This is a genomic window from Stenotrophomonas sp. 63632_Sma, assembly GCF_056482875.1.
In genome coordinates, this window is sequence record NZ_CM151220.1 from 3701059 (window position 1) to 3719660 (window position 18602).

General features: G+C 67.3%; 15 protein-coding genes. 4 read left to right on the plus strand and 11 right to left on the minus strand.

The window, feature by feature from the left end:
• Window positions 1-209: 209 nt before the first annotated feature.
• Window positions 210-545, minus strand: a complete 336-nt coding sequence (locus ACZK45_RS17240) for a Rieske (2Fe-2S) protein (protein WP_478444990.1) — start codon at window positions 543-545, stop codon at window positions 210-212.
• A gap of 178 nt (window positions 546-723) precedes the next feature.
• Here ACZK45_RS17240 and ACZK45_RS17245 point away from each other — a divergent pair, with 178 nt between their 5' ends.
• The 4 genes from ACZK45_RS17245 to ACZK45_RS17260 all read left to right on the plus strand — a co-directional run bounded on the left by ACZK45_RS17245 (window position 724) and on the right by ACZK45_RS17260 (window position 3921).
• On the plus strand, window positions 724-1005 hold the full coding sequence (locus ACZK45_RS17245) for a hypothetical protein (protein ID WP_046985468.1): 282 nt from the start codon (window positions 724-726) through the stop codon (window positions 1003-1005).
• Window positions 1006-1080: 75 nt separating this feature from the next.
• Complete coding sequence (locus tag ACZK45_RS17250; RefSeq protein ID WP_293794656.1) at window positions 1081-1797, plus strand: fumarylacetoacetate hydrolase family protein; 717 nt, start codon at window positions 1081-1083, stop codon at window positions 1795-1797.
• Window positions 1798-1852: 55 nt separating this feature from the next.
• On the plus strand, window positions 1853-2257 hold the full coding sequence (mscL, locus tag ACZK45_RS17255) for a large-conductance mechanosensitive channel protein MscL (protein WP_032130206.1): 405 nt from the start codon (window positions 1853-1855) through the stop codon (window positions 2255-2257).
• Window positions 2258-2499: 242 nt separating this feature from the next.
• Window positions 2500-3921 (plus strand): M28 family peptidase, encoded by a 1422-nt coding sequence (locus ACZK45_RS17260; protein ID WP_032130207.1) that lies wholly within the window; start codon window positions 2500-2502, stop codon window positions 3919-3921.
• Between the two features lie 201 nt (window positions 3922-4122).
• On the opposite strand, the gene ACZK45_RS17265 is transcribed toward ACZK45_RS17260, so the two are convergent.
• From ACZK45_RS17265 to ACZK45_RS17310, 10 genes are all read right to left on the minus strand, one after another.
• Window positions 4123-5574, minus strand: coding sequence for an alanine/glycine:cation symporter family protein (locus ACZK45_RS17265; RefSeq protein ID WP_478444991.1), 1452 nt, complete (start codon window positions 5572-5574; stop codon window positions 4123-4125).
• A 10-nt stretch (window positions 5575-5584) separates the two neighbouring features.
• Window positions 5585-6577 (minus strand): hypothetical protein, encoded by a 993-nt coding sequence (locus tag ACZK45_RS17270; protein ID WP_125892714.1) that lies wholly within the window; start codon window positions 6575-6577, stop codon window positions 5585-5587.
• Window positions 6578-6814: 237 nt separating this feature from the next.
• The gene (locus tag ACZK45_RS17275) at window positions 6815-7651 is read right to left on the minus strand and encodes a TrmH family RNA methyltransferase (protein ID WP_478444992.1); all 837 of its coding nucleotides are present in this window, start codon (window positions 7649-7651) and stop codon (window positions 6815-6817) included.
• Window positions 7644-9164, minus strand: a complete 1521-nt coding sequence (locus ACZK45_RS17280; RefSeq protein WP_478444993.1) for an alanine/glycine:cation symporter family protein — start codon at window positions 9162-9164, stop codon at window positions 7644-7646. Before ACZK45_RS17280 ends, ACZK45_RS17275 begins: the two co-directional genes overlap by 8 nt.
• A 178-nt stretch (window positions 9165-9342) precedes the next feature.
• Complete coding sequence (locus ACZK45_RS17285) at window positions 9343-9882, minus strand: GNAT family N-acetyltransferase (RefSeq protein WP_107432154.1); 540 nt, start codon at window positions 9880-9882, stop codon at window positions 9343-9345.
• Entirely contained in the window at window positions 9875-13000 is a 3126-nt protein-coding gene (locus ACZK45_RS17290; RefSeq protein ID WP_346484921.1) for an efflux RND transporter permease subunit, read from the minus strand. Before ACZK45_RS17290 ends, ACZK45_RS17285 begins: the two co-directional genes overlap by 8 nt.
• Window positions 12997-14103: an efflux RND transporter periplasmic adaptor subunit gene (locus ACZK45_RS17295; RefSeq protein ID WP_253144035.1), complete on the minus strand. Its 1107-nt coding sequence runs from the start codon at window positions 14101-14103 to the stop codon at window positions 12997-12999. Before ACZK45_RS17295 ends, ACZK45_RS17290 begins: the two co-directional genes overlap by 4 nt.
• 276 nt (window positions 14104-14379) lie before the next feature.
• A complete protein-coding gene (locus ACZK45_RS17300; RefSeq protein WP_253144038.1) occupies window positions 14380-16443 on the minus strand; it encodes a TonB-dependent copper receptor in 2064 nt (687 codons plus the stop codon).
• 72 nt (window positions 16444-16515) lie between these two features.
• Window positions 16516-16947, minus strand: coding sequence for a DUF2946 domain-containing protein (locus ACZK45_RS17305; RefSeq protein WP_478444994.1), 432 nt, complete (start codon window positions 16945-16947; stop codon window positions 16516-16518).
• A gap of 617 nt (window positions 16948-17564) precedes the next feature.
• Window positions 17565-18548 carry a LysR family transcriptional regulator gene (locus ACZK45_RS17310; protein ID WP_043403003.1) on the minus strand — a complete coding sequence of 328 codons (984 nt, stop codon included), beginning with the start codon at window positions 18546-18548 and terminating at the stop codon, window positions 17565-17567.
• Window positions 18549-18602 lie beyond the last annotated feature (54 nt).

Below are 18602 nucleotides of genomic sequence, written 5' to 3' on the forward strand. Positions count from 1 at the left end.
GTGGGTCCGGTTGCGGGGGACGCTGCAAGTACGTCCCTGTAAGCTCGGTCGCCGCATCCATGCGGCTCACGCCCCCGCAACCGGACCCACCCCGCCTTCGACAGATTTCTGCGATCTGTCGAAACGGCATTCTGTGCTGCTGTTGGTAGGTGTCGACCTTGGTCGACACGGCTTTTGTAAAGTCGAGCCATGCTCGACAGCTTCCGGCCTCAGGCCAGATAAACCTGCCCGTCGCGCACGTCCACCGGCACCGCGCGCAGGCGATCGCCCTTGCAGGGGCCGGCGATGCAGTCGCCGCTGTCCAGCGCGAACGAGGCGCCGTGGGCGGCGCACACCAGGTAGCCTTCGCGGCTCTTCAGGAACTGGCCCGGGGCCCAGTCCAGGCGACGGCCGGCGTGCGGGCAGATGTTCAGGAACGCGCGCACCTGCGCGCCGTCGCGGTACAGCACCAGCGATTCGGCATCGCCATCAACCACCGCTTCGACCTCGGCAAACGCGCCATCGGCAATGGCATCAAGGGCGATCAGGGCAGCGGCAGCAGTCATGGCGAAGGCTCGGACAGTAAACGCGCATTGTCGCACGCCCGCTCAGGTGACTGGCTGCAACATGAACACAAGTCATTGATTCGTAATAAGCACAGGCTATATTTAACGAGTTTTTCACTCAATGACAGTGGCACCTCCCGATACTCTGGTTTCGCTGATCCCAGCCTATCGAGCCGCCATGTTCAATCGCGCATCCGCCTTCAACCAGTTCCGCACCCTGTTCGCGCCGCGCAAGCCGCGTCACCCGCTGGTGCGTGTTGCCGTGGGCCTGCTCGGCCTGGCGATCCTGGCCGCGATGGTGTTCATCGGCGTGTTCGTCGGTGCGGCGATGATCCTGGTCGGCCTGGCGTGGAAGCTGCTGGCTTCGCGCAAGCCGGGCACTGCCCGTCCGCTCGACCCGAACGTGGTCGAGGGCGAGTTCCGCGTGGTGCGCAAGCCGGTGCTGCCGGCCTCGCGTTGATCCACGCCCTACGCGCCCGCTGACGGCGGGCGCCATGCGTTCTAGACTGCGGGCACGCCCTTCCTGGATGCCCGCATGTCCGATGTCTCCGATGTGATCCCTGCCGTAGCCCTGCCGCGTGTGCCGGTGGTGGGTGGCGGCAGCTTCCCCGTGCACCGTATCTACTGCGTCGGCCGCAATTTCGCCGACCATGCCCGCGAAATGGGCGCAGCGGTGCCGGCGGCCGACGACCGCGGCCGGCCGATGTTCTTCAGCAAGCCGGCCGATGCGATCGTGGTCGGCCACGACGATGCCATCCCCTATCCGCCGGCAACCGCCAACCTGCACCACGAAGTGGAGCTGGTGGTGGCGATCGGCCGTGATGCGCCGGCCGGTGAACTGGCCGTGGCCGATGCCGATGCGCTGGTCTACGGCTATGCAGTGGGACTGGATCTGACCCGTCGCGACCTGCAGGCCGCCGCCAAGGACAAGGGCCATCCGTGGGATGCGGCCAAGGGCTTCGATGCCTCGGCACCGATCAGCGAGATCGTGCATGCCGCTGAAGTGGGCGACCTGGCCGCGCTCAACCTGTCGCTGGAGGTCAACGGCGAGGTGCGCCAGCAGGCGCTGCTGGACCAGATGATCTGGAACGTGCCGGAGATCCTGCATGAGCTGTCCAAGCTGTGGCACCTGCGTGCCGGCGACCTGGTGTTCATGGGTACCCCGTCCGGAGTGGCCGCGCTGAAGCCCGGCGATCGCTTCAGTGCCCGCCTGGAAAACGTGGCCGAGCGCCACGGCGTGATCGCCGGCTGACATCACCTGCGCTACCCTGCGCGCTGTCCACTTCCCCCACCGGAGAAAAACAACAATGGGAATGCTCACCGAGTTCAAGGAATTCGCGATGCGCGGCAACGTCATCGACCTCGCCGTCGGCGTGGTGATCGGCGCGGCCTTCGGCAAGATCGTGACCGCGCTGGTCGAGAAGATCATCATGCCGCCGCTGGGCATGCTGATCGGCAAGGTGGATTTCTCGCAGCTGGCCTGGACGTTGTCACCGGCCAGCATCGGTGCCGACGGCAAGGAAATCCCGGCCGTGGTGATCGGCTACGGCGACTTCATCAATACGCTGATCCAGTTCGTGATCGTGGCCTTCGCCATCTTCCTGGTGGTCAAGACGATCAACCGCCTGTCGCGCAAGCAGGAAGCCGCCCCGGCCGCACCGGCCGAGGAAGTGGTGCTGCTGCGCGAGATCCGCGACAGCCTGAAGAAGTAAGGGTGCTGGGCGCCGACTGGCGCCCCACCCATCTGTAGAGTCGAGCCATGCTCGACTGGGCGAAATGAAGCAGTCGAGCATGGCTCGACTCTACATAAGCATGTGAAAGCCCCGCCCCGGCGGGGCTTTCGCTTTGCCGGTCATGGCGGAAAACAGCGTTCGCGCCAGCCATGACCTCCCGCCCATGCGCCGGGCTGAACGACTGTTAAGCTCCAAGGCTTGGTCCCTTCCCGGAGCTGTCCATGCGTCGCCGCGTCCTTGCCATCGCATCCTCCCTCGCCCTGCTGGCCGCCCCGGCCTTCGCGGCGCCGCACACCACCACCCTGCCCCCGGCGTCGCTGTCCACCGCTGCGCAGCTGCGCGACCAGGCGCTGGCCGATGACACCGGCTGGAAAGTGGTTGAATCGCTCACCACCGAAATCGGCCCGCGCATCGCCGGCAGCGAGGCCGACGCACGCGCCGTGGCCTGGGCCGAAGCCAAGTTCAAGGCCCTCGGCTTCGACAAGGTCTGGAAGGAACCGGTGACGTTCCCGAAGTGGGAGCGCCGCAGTGAACACGCCGCGGTGACCGGCAGGAACCCGCAGCCGCTGCAGATCACGGCGCTGGGTGGCAGCCCGGGCGGCACCGTTGAAGCCGAAGTGGTCCGCTTCGCCGACCTGGCCGCACTGCAGGCCGCACCGGCCGGTTCGCTGAAGGGCAAGATCGCGTTCGTCGATTACCAGATGCTGCCGTTCCGTGATGGCCGCGACTATGGCCGTGGTGGCGCGATCCGCAGCAAGGGCCCGTCCGAAGCAATTCGCAAGGGCGCGGTCGGTTTCCTGATGCGCTCGGCCGGTACCGACTCGCATCGCGTGCCGCACACCGGCATCACCCGCTTCGACGACGGCCTGACCCCGGTGCCGTCGGCAGCGCTGTCGGTGCCCGACGCCGACCAGCTGGCCCGCCTGCTGGCACGTGGCAGCACCACGGTGAAGGTGGCGCTGGACTGCGGTTGGGACGGCACCGCCACCTCGTACAACGTGATCGGTGAGATCACCGGCCGCAGCCTGCCGAAGGAAGTGGTGGTGATCGGCGGTCACCTGGATTCATGGGATCTGGGCACCGGCGCGGTGGATGACGGCGCAGGCGTGGGCATCACCATGGCTGCGGGCCATCTGATCGGCCAGCTCAAGCAGGCGCCGAAGCGCACCATCCGCGTGATCGCGTTCGCCAACGAAGAACAGGGCCTGTATGGCGGCAAGGCCTACGCCGAGGCGCATGCCAAGGACGTGGCCCTGCACCAGCTGGCGGCCGAGAGTGACTTCGGTGCCGGCCGCATCTATGCCTTCAATACCGGTTCGCCGAACCCGGAAGGCTCGCGCGAAGCGACGAAGCAGATTGCCGAAGTGATGAAGCCGCTGGGCATCGAGTACCAGGCCGACAAGGGTGGCCCGGGCCCGGACGTCGGCCCGTTGGCCGCCAAGGGTGGCGCGTGGGCATGGCTGGCGCAGGACGGCTCGGACTACTTCCACCTGCACCACACCGCCGACGACACGCTGGACAAGATCGACCCGAAGGCGCTGGCGCAGAACGTGGCCGCGTACACCGTGTTCGCGTACCTGGCCGCGGAAGCCGATGGCAGCTTCGGCAGCGAGGCCAAGGCGACCACGCCGCCGAACGAGTGATGCGGTAGCGCCGGGCCATGCCCGGCGAACGCAGCGTCGAGAGCGGTGCGAACCAAGGTTCGCACCCACCGGGTAAGGGCGCACCCACCGGGTAAGGGCGCACCCACCGGGTAAGGGCGCATCCACCGAGTAATGGCGCACCCACCGGGCGATGGCGTGGGTCAGAGCCCTCGCCGTGGCGAGGGATCTGCCCCGATCCTGTCAGCCCTCCCACACGCTGGTGTTGCGCACACCCAGCAGCTTCGGGTTGAACAGCGGATCCTTGCCCGCCTGGCGATGCTGTTCGTAGTCGCGCAGCGCCGCCAGCGCTGGCTTCTGCAGCAGCAGGATGGCGATGATGTTCAGCCAGCTCATCAGGCCGACGCCGATGTCGCCCAGCGACCACGCGATCGTTGCACTGTTCACCGCTGAGTAGCCGGTCGCGGCCAGGAACAGCAGCTGGAACCCGCCCATCACCCACGGCGCGGGACGATCACGGCACAGGTAGCTGATATTGGTCTCGGCCATGTAGTACAGCGCCAGAATGGTGGTGAACGCGAACGGCAGGATCGCCAGCGCCACGAACGAACGGCCGAAGCCCGGCAGCGCGGACTCCACCGCGTGCTGCACGAAGCGCGGCCCGGCCTCGACGCCAGGCAGATTGCCCAGCAGCAGGCGCGCCTCATCCGGAATGCCGTTCACTGCCGGGTCGTAGACGTTGTACAGGCCGGTGGACAGGATCAGGAACGCGGTAGCACTGCACACCACCATCGTGTCGATGTAGACCGAGAATGACTGCACCAGGCCCTGCTTGACCGGATGGGTGACTTCGGCGGCGGCAGCTGGATGCGCACCGCTGCCCATGCCGGCCTCGTTGGACAACACGCCACGGCGCACGCCCCACTGGATGGCGGTGCCGATCATTGCACCGAACGCTGCATCCATACCGAATGCACTGCGCAGCACCAGCATGATCACCTCCGGCACTTTCTCTGCATTGAGCACCATCACCAGTGCCGCCACCAGCAGATACGCCACGGCCATCAACGGCACCACCCACTCGGCAACCCGCGCGATGCGGCGCACACCGCCGATCAGGATCGCGCCCAGCACCACCAGCAGAACCGCCGTGGTGGTCATCACCGGCACGTCCCAGGCTTCGTTCACCGCGCTGGTGATCGCATTGGACTGGGTACCGGCCAGCATCGCACCGGCCAGCACGGTGACCAGCGCAAACAGCACTGCATACCAGCGCTGGCCCAGGCCTTTTTCGATGTAGTACGCGGGGCCACCGCGGTACTGGCCCTTGGCATCGCGGTCCTTGTAGATCTGTGCCAGCGTGGATTCGATGAAGGCGCTGGAGGCGCCGAGGAAGGCGACGATCCACATCCAGAAGATCGCGCCCGGGCCACCAAAGGCGATGGCCATGGCAACGCCGGCGATGTTGCCGACGCCGACGCGGCTGGACAACGACAGCGACAGGGCCTGGAACGGTGACACACCGGCTTCGGAGCGCTCGTGCCGGAACATCAGGCGCAGCATCTCCGGCAGCGCGCGCAACTGGATGAAGCGGGTGCGCACGCTGAAGTACAGGCCGGCGAGCAGGCAGAGCACCACCAGGTACGGGCTCCAGACGATGCCGAGGATGGTGTTGACGATGGATTCGATGTTCATCGGCAGCCCCTCAGAAGAACATGCCCAGGGCGACCTGGGGGCTGATGATGCGGCCGGTGTTGCGCCCGGCCACGGTGAATTCGACGCCGGCGATCAGGCCCAGCGACGGGCTGAAGTGATACTCCACCGCCGGCGCCAGGCTGACGTTGCGGCTGGCCGGACGGTGCTCTTCAATCCGCTCGATCGCACCACTGCCGTTGCGTGCGAAGCCGCTCAGACGCTGGCCGGTCTCACGGCTGGCGGCCATTTCCATCACCCCCACCCAGCGCGAATTGAAGCTGTACTCGGCGCCTACCGACAGGCCCAGTACCGAGCCGCGCGAAATGTGCCCCTGGAAGCTGTCATCGGTGCCGTACACGCTGGTGCCGGAAATGGCAGTGCGCGACGGTGCCGGCCCGGCGCTGAGCTGTGCGCGCCAGCGCACGGGGCGGTCATTGCCCAGCCACACCACCTGCTGCACGCCCAGCGCTGCGGTGGTGCGCTGCACGCCGTCACCCTGCGCATCCAACGGATTGCCGGTGATGCGATCGTGGCTGCCGGTACTGAAGCGCTGCACAAGCGCGACCGAGATGGCCGGCCGGGTGCCATCGGCATTCGGCGCCTGCAGCAGGTACTGCAGGCGCGCGGTGGTGTCACCGGCGCGGAAGCCGCTGCTGCGCGCACTGCCGGATTCGGAGCGCGAGGCGCTGAGATTGACCTGGCCCATCACCCGGTCACTGAAACCATAGATGATCGGCACCACCGTGGCCCAGGCGCCACTGTGCTCGGCACTGCGGCGACGATCACCGTTGTTGTCGTAGTGGTCGCGGCTGTCGACCCGCACCAGATAGGGCTCGATGTACCAGTTGCCCTGCGGCAGGCCGGCGGGATTGGGAGTGATCAGCGGTCCCGTGAAATTGACGCCATCCAGACTGCGTTCCGCGGCCTGTAGCGATGGTGCGGCAAGCGCAGCGAGTGCCAGCACCAGGCAAGTGCGACGTGTGCGGCGTTGGATTCGATGCATGGAACCACTCCTGTACGACGTTGGAAGGAACTCCACCGTGCGGCGCGGGAAACGGCCCAGCAATGAGACAAATACTAAAATCGCTTGCGTACCCATCAAGCGTGTTTGAAGCAACGTAAGCTGACGCAGATGACCCAGTTTGCTGCGCGTGCATTGTTTGCGCTCTTGCGCCGCGCAAAAGAAAACCCGGCCGCGAGGGCCGGGTCAGGAGATCAACACAGCATCAGCACGACGGGATCAGCCGTGGCGGCGGCTCGCCCACTGCGCCAGCAACACGGCCGTGGCCGAGGCCACGTTCAGGCTTTCCACCGCGCCGCTGCCGGGAATCGACAGCTGCTGGTCACACTGACTGGCCAGGCCGCGGTCCATGCCCTCGCCTTCGGCGCCCATCACGTACACCAACCGTTCCGGCAGCGACGCACGGAACACGTCGTCGCCACCATCAACGAGGGTCGCAGCCAGCCCGAAGCCGGCCGCACGCAGCTGCGCCATCGCCTGGGCGGTCTCCGGCAACTGCACCAGCGGCACCGACTCCGCACCACCTTCGGCCACGCGCGCAGCGGCACCGGACAGCGCCAGCGTGCTGCCAGCCGGCAGCAGCAGCGCCTTGACGCCGAAGTGCGCGGCCGAGCGCAGGATCGCACCGAAGTTGTGCGGATTGCCGACACCGTCCAGCCACAGCGCCAACGCCGGGCCTTCGCCCAGATCCTCCAGCCACTGCGCCAGCGGTACGACAGGCGCGCGCAGCACGTCGGCCACCAGGCCTTCGTGGTGCGTGGTAGCGGCCAGCTTGTTGAGGTCGCCCTCCTCCACCACGCGGTAGCCCACACGGTTGGCCACGCACCACTTCAACACCGGCTGCATGCGCGGAATCAGCGCGTCCACCAGGTACAGCTTGCGCAGCGCCTGCGGGCGCTTGGCGAACAGGGCCTGCACGGCGTTCCAGCCATACAGGCGCAGTTCGTCATTGCCACGCCCCGGCGGTGGCGCGGTGCCGCCCTCACGCGGTGGCAGCGGGGTGGCCCGCGGCGGTCGCGACGACGGACGGCGGGCGTTCTTCCAGGGATCATTCACTACGGGACAACTCCAGCTTGCGTTGACGCCAGAAATCGGCGTTCTTGATGCCCAGGGCATCGGGATCGAAGATCGGATCGAGGCCGAGCTTCTTCTGTCGTTCGTAATCACGCAGGGCCAGCATGGCCGGCTTCTGGATGATGAGGATGGCAATGATGTTCAGCCAGGCCATCAGGCCCACGCCGATGTCACCCAGCGCCCAGGCCAGGGTTGCATTATGGAACGCGCCGAACACCACCATGCCGATGATGCCCAGGCGCAGCACCAGCACGGTCAGCGGACGCTTCTTGTTGTGGTTCACATAGCTGAGATTGGTCTCGGCCATGTAGTAGTACGCCATGATGGTGGTGAAGGCGAAGAAGAAGATGGCGATGGACACGAACGCCGAGCCCCAGCCCGGCAGCACGGCTTCCACACCCGCCTGGGCATAGCCCGCGCCTTCCGGAATGCCGGCCAGGCCCTGGAAGATCGGCGGGGCGCCGGCACCTGCCGGCGAGTACACGTTGTAGGTGCCGCTGGCCAGGATCAGGAACGCGGTGGCGGTGCACACCATCATGGTGTCGAAGTAGATGGCGAAGGCCTGCACGTAGCCCTGCTTGGCCGGGTGCGAGACTTCCGAGGCGGCTGCCGCGTGTGGGCCCGAGCCCTGGCCGGCTTCGTTGGCGTAGATGCCGCGCTTGATGCCCCACTCCACCGCCAGGCCCATCATCGCGCCGAACGCGGCGTGGGTGCCGAAGGCGCTGCTGAAGATGATGCCGAACATCTCCGGCACGCGATCGTAGTTGATGATCATGATGACGATGGCGGTCAGGATGAAGGCTGCCGCCATGAACGGCACCACCACTTCGGCGAAGTTGGCGATGCGCTTGACGCCACCGAAGATCACCACGCCCAGCAGCAGCGCCACCACGATGCCGATGCCCAGCTTCAGCGCCTGCACCGACTCCATGCCGAAGGCCTGGCCATCGAGCGGGCCGCACAGTGCGGTGCCACGGCAGGCGTTGATGATGCTGTCGGCGATGGCATTGGCCTGCACGCCGGGCATCAGGAAGCCGGCGGCAATGATCGTGGCGATGGCGAAGGCCAGCGCGTACCACTTCAGGCCCATGGCCTTTTCGATGTAGTACGCCGGGCCACCACGGTAACGGCCTTCGGCGTCCTTGGTCTTGTAGATCTGTGCCAGCGTACATTCCACGTACGAGGTGGATGCGCCGAGGAAGCCCATCACCCACATCCAGAAGATCGCACCGGGGCCGCCGAAGGAGATGGCGGTGGCCACGCCGGCGATGTTGCCGATACCCATGCGCCCGGCCATCGACATGGCCAGGGCCTGGAAGGACGACACACCGGCGTCGGATTTCTCACCCTTGACGGTGAGGCGGCACATCTCGAGGAAGCCGCGGATCTGCATGAAGCGCGTGCGCAGGCTGAAGAACAGGCCGGCGCCCAGGCACACGAAGATCAGTGCCTTGCTCCAGATGATGCTGTTGATGAAATGTACGGTAGCTTCCACGCGCGCTCTCTCCAGTCGGCGGGTTGTAAGGACGTCCCGTCGGCTGGAAGGGACCGGTCGATTCTCCCTGATCGAAGGCCGCTGCGGTAGCGCTGTGTTGTAGAGCCGAGCCCATGCTCGGGGTGGTGATGACGGCGGCCGGGCACGGCCTCGGCTCTACCGCGGCCGGCCCGCGTGTTCAGGGCAGCTGCGTGCGCACCCGGGCGAAGCGGCGCAGGTCGTGCAGCACGCCGCGCTTGTAGACCGCGCAGCGGTCCACGCCTTCTTCCTGGAAGCCGTTCTTTTCCAGCACCCGGGCCGAGCCGAGGTTGAAATCGACCACCCCGGCCTGCAGCCTGAACAGGCGCAGCTCGTCCATCACCCAGGGTGCGAACAGGCCGACCACCCGGGTCATCAGCCCCTGGCCCCAGTAGGCCTGGCCCAGCCAGTAGCCCAGTTCCGCCATGTGCCCGCGCTCGGCACTGCCCTGCTGGGCCCCGACGCTGCCGCAGGCCTGGCCGTCGATCTCGATGGCCAGGTTCAGGGTGCCAGGGGCCAGCACGCGACCGGCGAGGAAGGCCTCGCCATCCTCGCGCGTGTACGGGTACGGGAAGCGATCGCGCAGGCCCCGCGATACCTCGGCGTCGTTGGCATGGCGCAGCAGCGATTCCAGATCATCCGGGCGCCAGGGGCGCAGTTGGAAGCCGTCGCCTCGCAGCACGGTGGTCGGATCAGGCATGACCACCCACCGACGGCGATTCCGCTTCCTGCTTCTCCAGTTCACGCTTCACCGCTTCCGGCGAGCGGGTGTAGGGCGCCAGCCGCGCGTAGAACGCCGGCACCACGAACAGCGACAGGAACGTCGAGAGGGTCACACCGAAGATGATCACGATGCCGATGGTGCCACGGCTGGCCGAACCGGGGCCACCGGCCACCACCAGCGGGACCGCACCGACCACGGTGGCGATCGAGGTCATCAGGATCGGGCGCAGGCGCACCATCGCCGATTCGATGATCGCCTCGCGCACGGTTCTTCCGTCGTCACGCAGCTGGTTGGCGAATTCGACGATGAGGATGCCGTTCTTCGCCGCCAGGCCGACCAGCATGACGATACCGATCTGGCTGAACAGGTTCACGGTACCGCCACTCACCCACAACCCGACCAGCGCACCGAGCACGCCCAGCGGCACGGTCAGCATGATGGTGAGCGGGTGGATGAAGCTCTCGAACTGTGCGGCCAGCACCAGGTACACCACCAGCAGCGCCATGGCGAAGGTCAGCAGCACCGCGCCGCCGGCACTCTGGTATTCGCGCGATTCGCCCTTCCAGTTCACCTGCGCGTACTGCGGCAGCTCTTCGCGCGTGACCTGCTGCGCCCAGGCAATCGCCTCGCCCAGCGGATAGCCCGGCGCAAGGCCGGCATTGATGGTGATCGAGCGCAGGCGGTTGAAGCGGTTCAGGGTGCCGGCCTCGGCCACTTCGCTGAGCGTGACCAGGTTGGACAGCGGCACCAGCTCGCCGGAGGTGGCGCGCACACGGATCGCGGCAAGGTCGGCCGGGCTGGCACGGCCATCGCGACCGGCCTGGACCAGCACGTCGTACTCTTCGCCGTTGTCGACGAAGGTGGTGACGCGGCGCGAGCCCATCATGGTTTCCAGTGCCGAACCGATCGCGGTGACCGGCACGCCGAGGTCGGCCGCACGCTGGCGGTCGATGTTGACCCGCATCTGCGGCCGCGTTTCCTTGTAATCCGAGTCCGGGCCGACCAGGCCGGGGTTGTCGGCCATGCGCAGCAGGATACGGTCGCGCCACTGCGCGATCTCGGCATATTCCGGGCCGCCCAGCACGATCTGGAACGGCTGCCCGCCGCTGCGCACCAGGCCACCGCCCACCTGCGTACGCACGCGCACGCCGCGGATGGTGTCCAGTTCCTTCTGCAGTTCGTTGGCCACTTCCGGCGTGCCTTCGCTGCGCTGGCGCCACGGCTGCAGGAAGATGCTGACGCGGCCGGTGTGCATTTCCTCGCTGGCACCCCAACCACCGGGCACGCGTGGATTGGCGCGCACGATCGGTTTGTCCGGGCCAACATGCGGTGCCAGCATCGATTCCACCTGCTGCACCTGCTGCACGGTGTAGTCGTAGCCGGCGCCTTCCGGGCCATCGATCATGATCTGGAACGAACCGCGGTCTTCGGCCGGCGCCAGTTCCGACGGCAGCAGCTTGAGCAGGCCCCAGCTGGCGGCCAGTGCGGCCACCATCACCAGCAGGTAGATCCAGGTGCGGTCCACGTGGTGGTCGAGCACCCGCCCATAGGCCCCGGCCAGGCGTTCCAGGTTGCGGTTGATGAAGCCATGCAGGCCACGCGGTGCCTGCCCGGTATGCGGCTTGAGCAATTTGGAGGCCATCATCGGCGTCAGCGTCAGCGCCACAAAGGCGGACAACGCCACCGCCGCCGCCAGCGCCACTGCCAGTTCGCGGAACAGGCGCCCGGTATTGCCTTCCAGGAACCCGACCGGCAGGAACACCGCCACCAGCACCGCGGTGGTGGCGATCACCGCGAAGGCGACCTGCGCAGTACCGCGCTTGGACGCCACCAGCGGGGGTTCGCCCAGGTCGATGCGGCGCTGCACGTTCTCCACCACCACGATCGCATCGTCCACCACCAGGCCGATGCACAGCACCAGGGCAAGCAGGGTCAGCAGGTTGATCGAGAAGTCGAACGCATACAGCGCGATGAATGCCGCGACCAGGCAGACCGGCACCGTCACCGCCGGAATCAACGCAGCGCGGAAGCTGCCGAGGAACAGCCAGATCACTGCCAGCACCAGGATCATCGCCTCCACCAGCGTGGCGTAGACGCGGTCCACCGCGGCTTCGATGAAGGTGGTGTTGTCGAAGGCAACGAAGATCTGCGTGCCCTTGGGCAGGGTCAGCGCGACCCGTTCGGCTTCAGCGCGCGCAGTACGCGCCACGTCCAGCGAGTTGGCGGTGGAGGTCTTGACGATGCCCAGGCCGATGCCCGGCTCGCCGTTGCTGCGGTAGTACGCGCGGCGCTCGGCCGAGGCCAGCTCGATCTTCGCCACATCGCCCATGCGCACCACGTAACCGTCACGACCCTTGCCCAGCGGGATGGTCGCGAAGTCTTCGGGCTTGATGTAGTTGCGCTCCACGCGCAGGGTGAAATCGCGGTCGGTCGACTCGATGCGGCCGGCCGGCAGTTCCACGTTCTCGTTGCGCAGCGCGGTTTCCACGTCGCCGGTGGTCAGTCCGCGCGCCGCCAGCTGGTCACGGTCCAGCCAGATCCGCATCGCATAGCGCTGGCGGCCGCCGATGCGGACCTGGGCCACGCCGTCGAGGCTGGAGAAACGATCGACCACGTAGCGGTCGGCGTAGTCGCTCAGCTCCAGCGTGTCCATGGTCGAGGAGACCATGTTGAACCAGATGATCGGGTCGGCATCGCTCTCGACCTTGGCGATTTCCGGCGGCCGCGCCTCTTCCGGCATGCGGTCGGCGACGCGGCTGACCGCATCGCGCACATCGTTGGCCGCCGCTTCGATATCGCGGTTGGAGGTGAACTCGATGCTGACCTGCGAGCGGCCGTTGGTGCTGCGCGCGTTGATCGTATCGATGCCTTCGATGCCGGCCAGCGCATCTTCCAGCACCTGGGTGATGCGGCTTTCGATGACCGCGGCCGAAGCGCCGGTGTAATCCACTGATACCGAAACGATCGGCGGATCGATGGCGGGCAGTTCGCGCAGGGTCAGGCGGGTGAAGGACATCACGCCCAGCACCAGCAGCAACAGGCTCATCACCACGGCGAACACCGGCCGCTGGATGGAGATGTCGGACAGCTTCATCCGCCGTGGCCCTCGGCCGCGACCGGCGCCGGTGCATCAGCCGGCTTCGCACCCGTGACCGGTGCCGCGTCCTTGGCCGCGACCTTCAGGCCCGGGCGCAGCTTGCCGGTGCCATCGACCACGATGCGCTGGCCCGCTTCCAGGCCCTGCCTGATCTCGACCACGCCGGCACGGCGCGCGCCGGTGACCACATCCACGCGCTCGACGCTGTCGTCGGCGGTGATGCGGTACACGAAGGTATCGCGACCGACCTGCACCACGGCGATTTCCGGAATCACCAGCGCCGGGCGCTCGGGGTGGAACAGGCGCACGTCCAGCAGCATGCCCGGGCGCAGGGCATGGTCGCCGTTGGCGAAGTCGGCCCGTACGGTCACCGCACGGGTAGCCGGATCGATGCGTGCGTCGACGGTGCTGACCACGCCCTCGAAGGTACGGCCTGGCCACGCCACGCTGGTGGCACTGACCTTGTCACCGACGCCGAGCGCGGCCAGTTCCACTTCCGGCACCTGGAAATCGATGTGCATGTGTTCGATGTCGTCGAGCGTGGCGATCACCGTGGTCGGCGTCAGCAACGTGCCCGGGCTGACCTGGCGGATGCCGAGCACACCGGCGAACGGTGCACGCACGCGGCGGTCACCGATGTCCGACTGCATCTGCGCCACACGCGCCTCGGCGGCATCGCGGATCGACTTCTGCGTATCCAGCGTGGCGCTGGACACCAGCCGCTGCGTGGCCAGCTCGCGCTGGCGCTTGTACAGCTGGTCGGCCTCATGGAAGGTGGCCTGCGCCTGCACCAGCGCGGCCTCCTGGGCCTGCCCGCGCAGGGTCACGATCGGCGCACCGGCGGCAACATGCTGGCCGCTTTCGAAGTGCACCTTCTCGACGATCTCGCTGACCTTGGCGGTGACGCTGATCGATTCGCGCGCCTTGGCCGTACCCAGTGCCTGCAGCGTGTCGTTCCACTGCGTGGACTGCACGACCTGCGCGGTGACCGGCACCGCTTCTCCCTGCCGACGGGCGGCGGCCTCCTGTTTGCCCGCGCACCCGGCCAGCACGGCCAGGCTGAGGCCAAGGGCCAGGGTCGAAGCGATGCGAGCCAACATGAACGGTCCTGAGTGATCCACGGCCGCCGAGTGTAGGCAAGCGCCCACAGAAGCGATATGTGCCAAGCGTTTACTGGCGTGGAACCGGCGTCGCGATAGCGCCGTGAACCCGTTCCGTGCAAGGCTGACCGCAGCGGTGTCGGCATGTGTCGAGGTGTATCCAGCCGTGCACCGCAGGCGTTGCCATCGTAGAGTCGAAGCTGCCCGGCAGAGGGCGTCGGGCGGGGGCGGATCCTGGCGGGGATCCGGCCCCGGTTTTTTTTTACACCCGGCGGATCAGTACCGGTAGTTCACCTTCATCCACAGGCTGCGGCCCGGCTCGTTGATGCGCACCGGGTCAGCCGGAAAACCGAAGTCGGCGCTGCCGGCCAGATTCAGGTGCTCGCTGTAGGCACGGTCGAACAGGTTGTCGACGCCCGCGCTGAGCTGCAGCTGCGAACTGAAGCGGTAAGCAGCGTTGAGCGCGAAGGTGGCGAAGCCGGCACTCGGCCCCAGGTCCTGCGCGACCACATTGCCTTGGCCATTTGCGACACGATGCTGGTGGGTCACCGCGCGCAGCAGCGCACCGGCACTCCAGCGCTGGCCTTCCCAGTTCGCGCTCAGGCGTGCTTCCAGTGGTGGCATCTGCGGCAGCGGGCGATGCTGGTCGCGGTTCTCGCCCCAGGCATAGGCCAGCGTGCCGCCCAGCTTCCACTGCTCGGCCACGCTCACTTCCAGGCCCGCCTCGGCACCGGCAATGCGGGCATCGACGTTGCGGGCCTGGCTCATGCCCATCATGCCGCTGCCGTGGTAGGTGAACAGGATGTAGTCCTGGATCTGCCCGGCGTACGCCGACACCCACGCCTGCACACGGGGCCCCTTGTATTGCATGCCCACATCAAGCTGGGTGGTGCGCTCGGGCTGCACGCCGGTGAACGCGTTCACCGCACCGGCCGGGCCGTGGTTGGGCGAGAACAGCTCCCAGTAGTCGGGCATGCGTTCACTGTGGCCGAGGCCGGCGTACCAGGTCAGGCCATCGGCCAGGTCCTGCTCGTAGCGCAGGAAGCCGCTGCCAAGCCATTCCTTGCGCTGCAGGCCAGCGGTCGGGTTCGGCCGGTTGCCCATCATCCCGCGCACCGACTGCCGCTCATCGCGGACGCTGGCGCGGTCGATGCGCAGGCCGCTGATCCAGCGCTGGTCGGTGCCGGCGCCGAGGGTCAACTCGGTGAACACGCCATAGCGGCGGAAGTTGGCATCGGTTTCCCAGGCGGCCTGGCGGTAGGTGTCGCGGCCCATGCCCATGCGCCCACGATGGCGGCTGTCTTCGCCATCCACACCCGCCACCAGCTGCACGTCCTGCCAGCGCCACTCGGAACTGACCCGGCCGCCCTGGGTACGGCGGTCCACGTTCGACGCCATAGGCATCGGCATCATGCTGTTCGGGTTCGGCGTGCGCAGCGTGTAGTTGTCCATCACATGGTCGGCGTTGTTGTAGTACACGTTGGCCTGCAACGTGTCCCATGCCCCCGGCAGGTTGCGCTTCTCGAAACGCGCCGCGTAGCTGGTGCGTTCGAACGCGGCACCGTCCATGCCACGGCCCGCGTAACGCGCGATCGCATCACCGGCACCGGCGGAAATTTCCAGCAGCGTGTCGGCATCCGGCGTCCAGCCGATGGCTACGTCACCGTTCCACTTGCGCCACTTCGACGGCACCACGTCACCGTGGCCGTCCTTGTAGTCATCGGCTTCGGAACGGTTGCCGCTGGCGCGTACGTAGCCGGTCGGGTTGCCCAGGGTCAGGTCCAGCACCTGGTCGTTGCGGTTGCGCGAACCGACCAGCGCACTGGCATCGGCACGCAGGCCCGGTTCCTCGAAGCGCGGCGTATCGCGCTCGAAACGCACGGTGCCGGCCGACGCGCCCGCCCCCCAGCGCACGCTCTGCGGGCCCTTGATGATGGTCAGCCGGTCGAAGCTCTCCGGCGCGATGTAGGACAGCGGATTGTCCATGCGCGACGGGCAGGCACCGATCAGGTTGCCATCGTTGCTGAGGATGTTCAGGCGCGAACCGAACATGCCGCGCAGCACCGGGTCACCGTTGGTGCCGCCGTTGCGGATGGCGGAAAAACCGGGAACGGTCTTCAGGTAATCGGCACCGTCGCTGGCCGGCACCGGCTGCCGCGGCAGACGCGGATCGGTCACCCAGTGCAGCGGGGACGACGGTGCGGCGGCGGTGACCACCATCGTGTCGAGGGTACGTGCCTCTTCGGCAGGCGCAGCGTGGGCCAGTGACGCGGCCACGGCCAGGCCAAGGGCAACCGGCAGGCGCGCGCAGGCGCCCGCGGGGCGGGAAGTCATTTTCATCGGAACAGCTCCAAAGTACGCACGCGCGCACGGCGCCCGGTCAGGCGTCGTGCGGCAGATTCGATAGGGATATCAGCGGACGAAGGAGAAGCGCGGTGGCCCGCGCGCGGCATGCGCCGGCCAACGCAGTGCCGGCAGCACCTGCTGCGACCACGGGAACACCAGCCGCGGCCGCCACAGCAGCGGCAACAGCAGCACCAGCACCGCCAGCCACGGCAGCAGGCGCATGGCCAGCACGCAGTATTCGCAGGCTTCGCCGTGCATGGCGTGGGGGTCGGGCGGGCGGCTGGGCGCGGCCGGCGCGGCGCCGTGCTGATCGTGCCCGGCCATGGCCATGTCGTGCATGTCATGGCCCATGGCGGCGTGGTCCATGCCTGCCATCGCGGCATGCTCCATCGGCTGCGCCTGCAGCGCGCGACTGACCAGTGGCGCAAGCACCATCAACAGCGTCGCCAGGACGGCGAACTGGAGCAGAAGGCGCTGCGGGCGGGACAGGCGGGTCACCCCGCTAGTGTAGAGCCGGGTCCAGGGTTGCCCGTGCGACGAACCGTCGCAGGAGGGGTTTTTCGGCAGGGCTGCGCCCTGCACCCGCAGAGGCCACGGCAGGTGCCGAAGCAACAGCAGAAGCTGGTTTCCTGAGGGATGGCGGGGTGGGTCCAGTTGCGGGGGACGCCGTAAATCCGTCCATGGAGGCTCGGTCGCGCCATCCATGGCGCTCACGCCCCCGCAACCGGACCCACCCCGCCTTCGACAGATTTCTGCGATCTGCAGTAGATCCACGCCATGCGTGGATGAATCTCCATCGGAATCGAATATTTCGAATTGGAATCGAAATGCATCCACGCATGGCGTGGATCTACCGTGTCGACCAAGGTCGACACCTACCAACAGCCGCCGGAATCTGTCAGAGGTGGGGCGGTGTCGGAGTGCGGGGTGTCAGCCGCATGGATGCGGCTGCCAAGCCTACAGGGACGTACTTGCGGCGTCCCCGCACTCCGACACCGTCCCGCCACCCCACGCAATGCCAGCTTCTGCTGTTGCTGTTGCTGTTGCTTCTGAGGTTGCCGGCCAGCGGCCGGCACTACCGCGGGTGCAGGGCTGCACGCCCTGCTCGACCCACCTCACACCGTGATGGTCTGGGTCAGTGACTCCCACGTCGGTGGCACCGGCCACGCCGCCGCCTGGTTGCCATCCAGCACCCTGCGCAGATCACGCGGATCGATCTGCGGTGCCAGCACGTGCACCAGCTCCAGCGCGTAATCACGCAGCACGCGATCGCGAGGCAGCACCGCCCAGGCAATGCACTCAGTGATCGGCTCCGGGGCCGGCCACGACCTCAGGTCTTCGTCGTTGGAACTGACCGCCATCTCCGCCAGCAGGCCCACGCCCAGACCGGTACGCACGTAGGTTTTGATCAGGTCGGCATCGAGCGCGGTCAGCGCCAGATCCGGCACCAGGCCGTTCGCAGCGAAGGCGCGCTGCAACGAGGAATTCGGCCGGGTCGAGGATTCGTAGCTGATCAATGGCTGGCGGGCCAGCGCGGCCAGGTCTGGGGCGCGGCCGGCGCGGTCCAGCGGGTGGCCCTTGGGTACCACCACCAGGCGCCGCCAGCGGAACAGCGGCACCGCGATGCCATCAGTGGGCTCACCGCCAGCGGTGCTGATGATCGCAATATCGGCATCCCCCTGGTTCAAGCGGTCCAGCGCGTCGGCTTCGCCGGCCTGCTGCAGATGCACGCTCACCTGGGGATAGGCCTGCTTGATCGCTGCCACCGCCGGCGGCAACACGAAGCGCGCCTGGGTGTGGGTGGTGGTCAGGATCAGCTGGCCCTGGCTCTCGCGGCGCTGGTTGGCCGCGTAGGTGCGGATGTTGTTGGCCTCGGCCAGCACCGCACGAGCGCGGGCGATGACCTCGGTGCCGGCCGGGGTGACCGACTCCAGGCTGCGGCCCTTGCGAACGAACAACAGGAAACCCAGCTCGTCCTCCAGCTGCTTGAGCTGCTTGGACAGACCGGGCTGGGTGGCGTGCACGCGCGAGGCGGCCAGCGTGATGTTCAGCTCGGCGTCGGCGATGGCAACCAGGTAGCGCAGCTGGGTCAGCGTCATGGGAGGCAGGCGGCGTGGGGCGGAGGTCCACTCTAGGGTCAATTGCCGTCACCA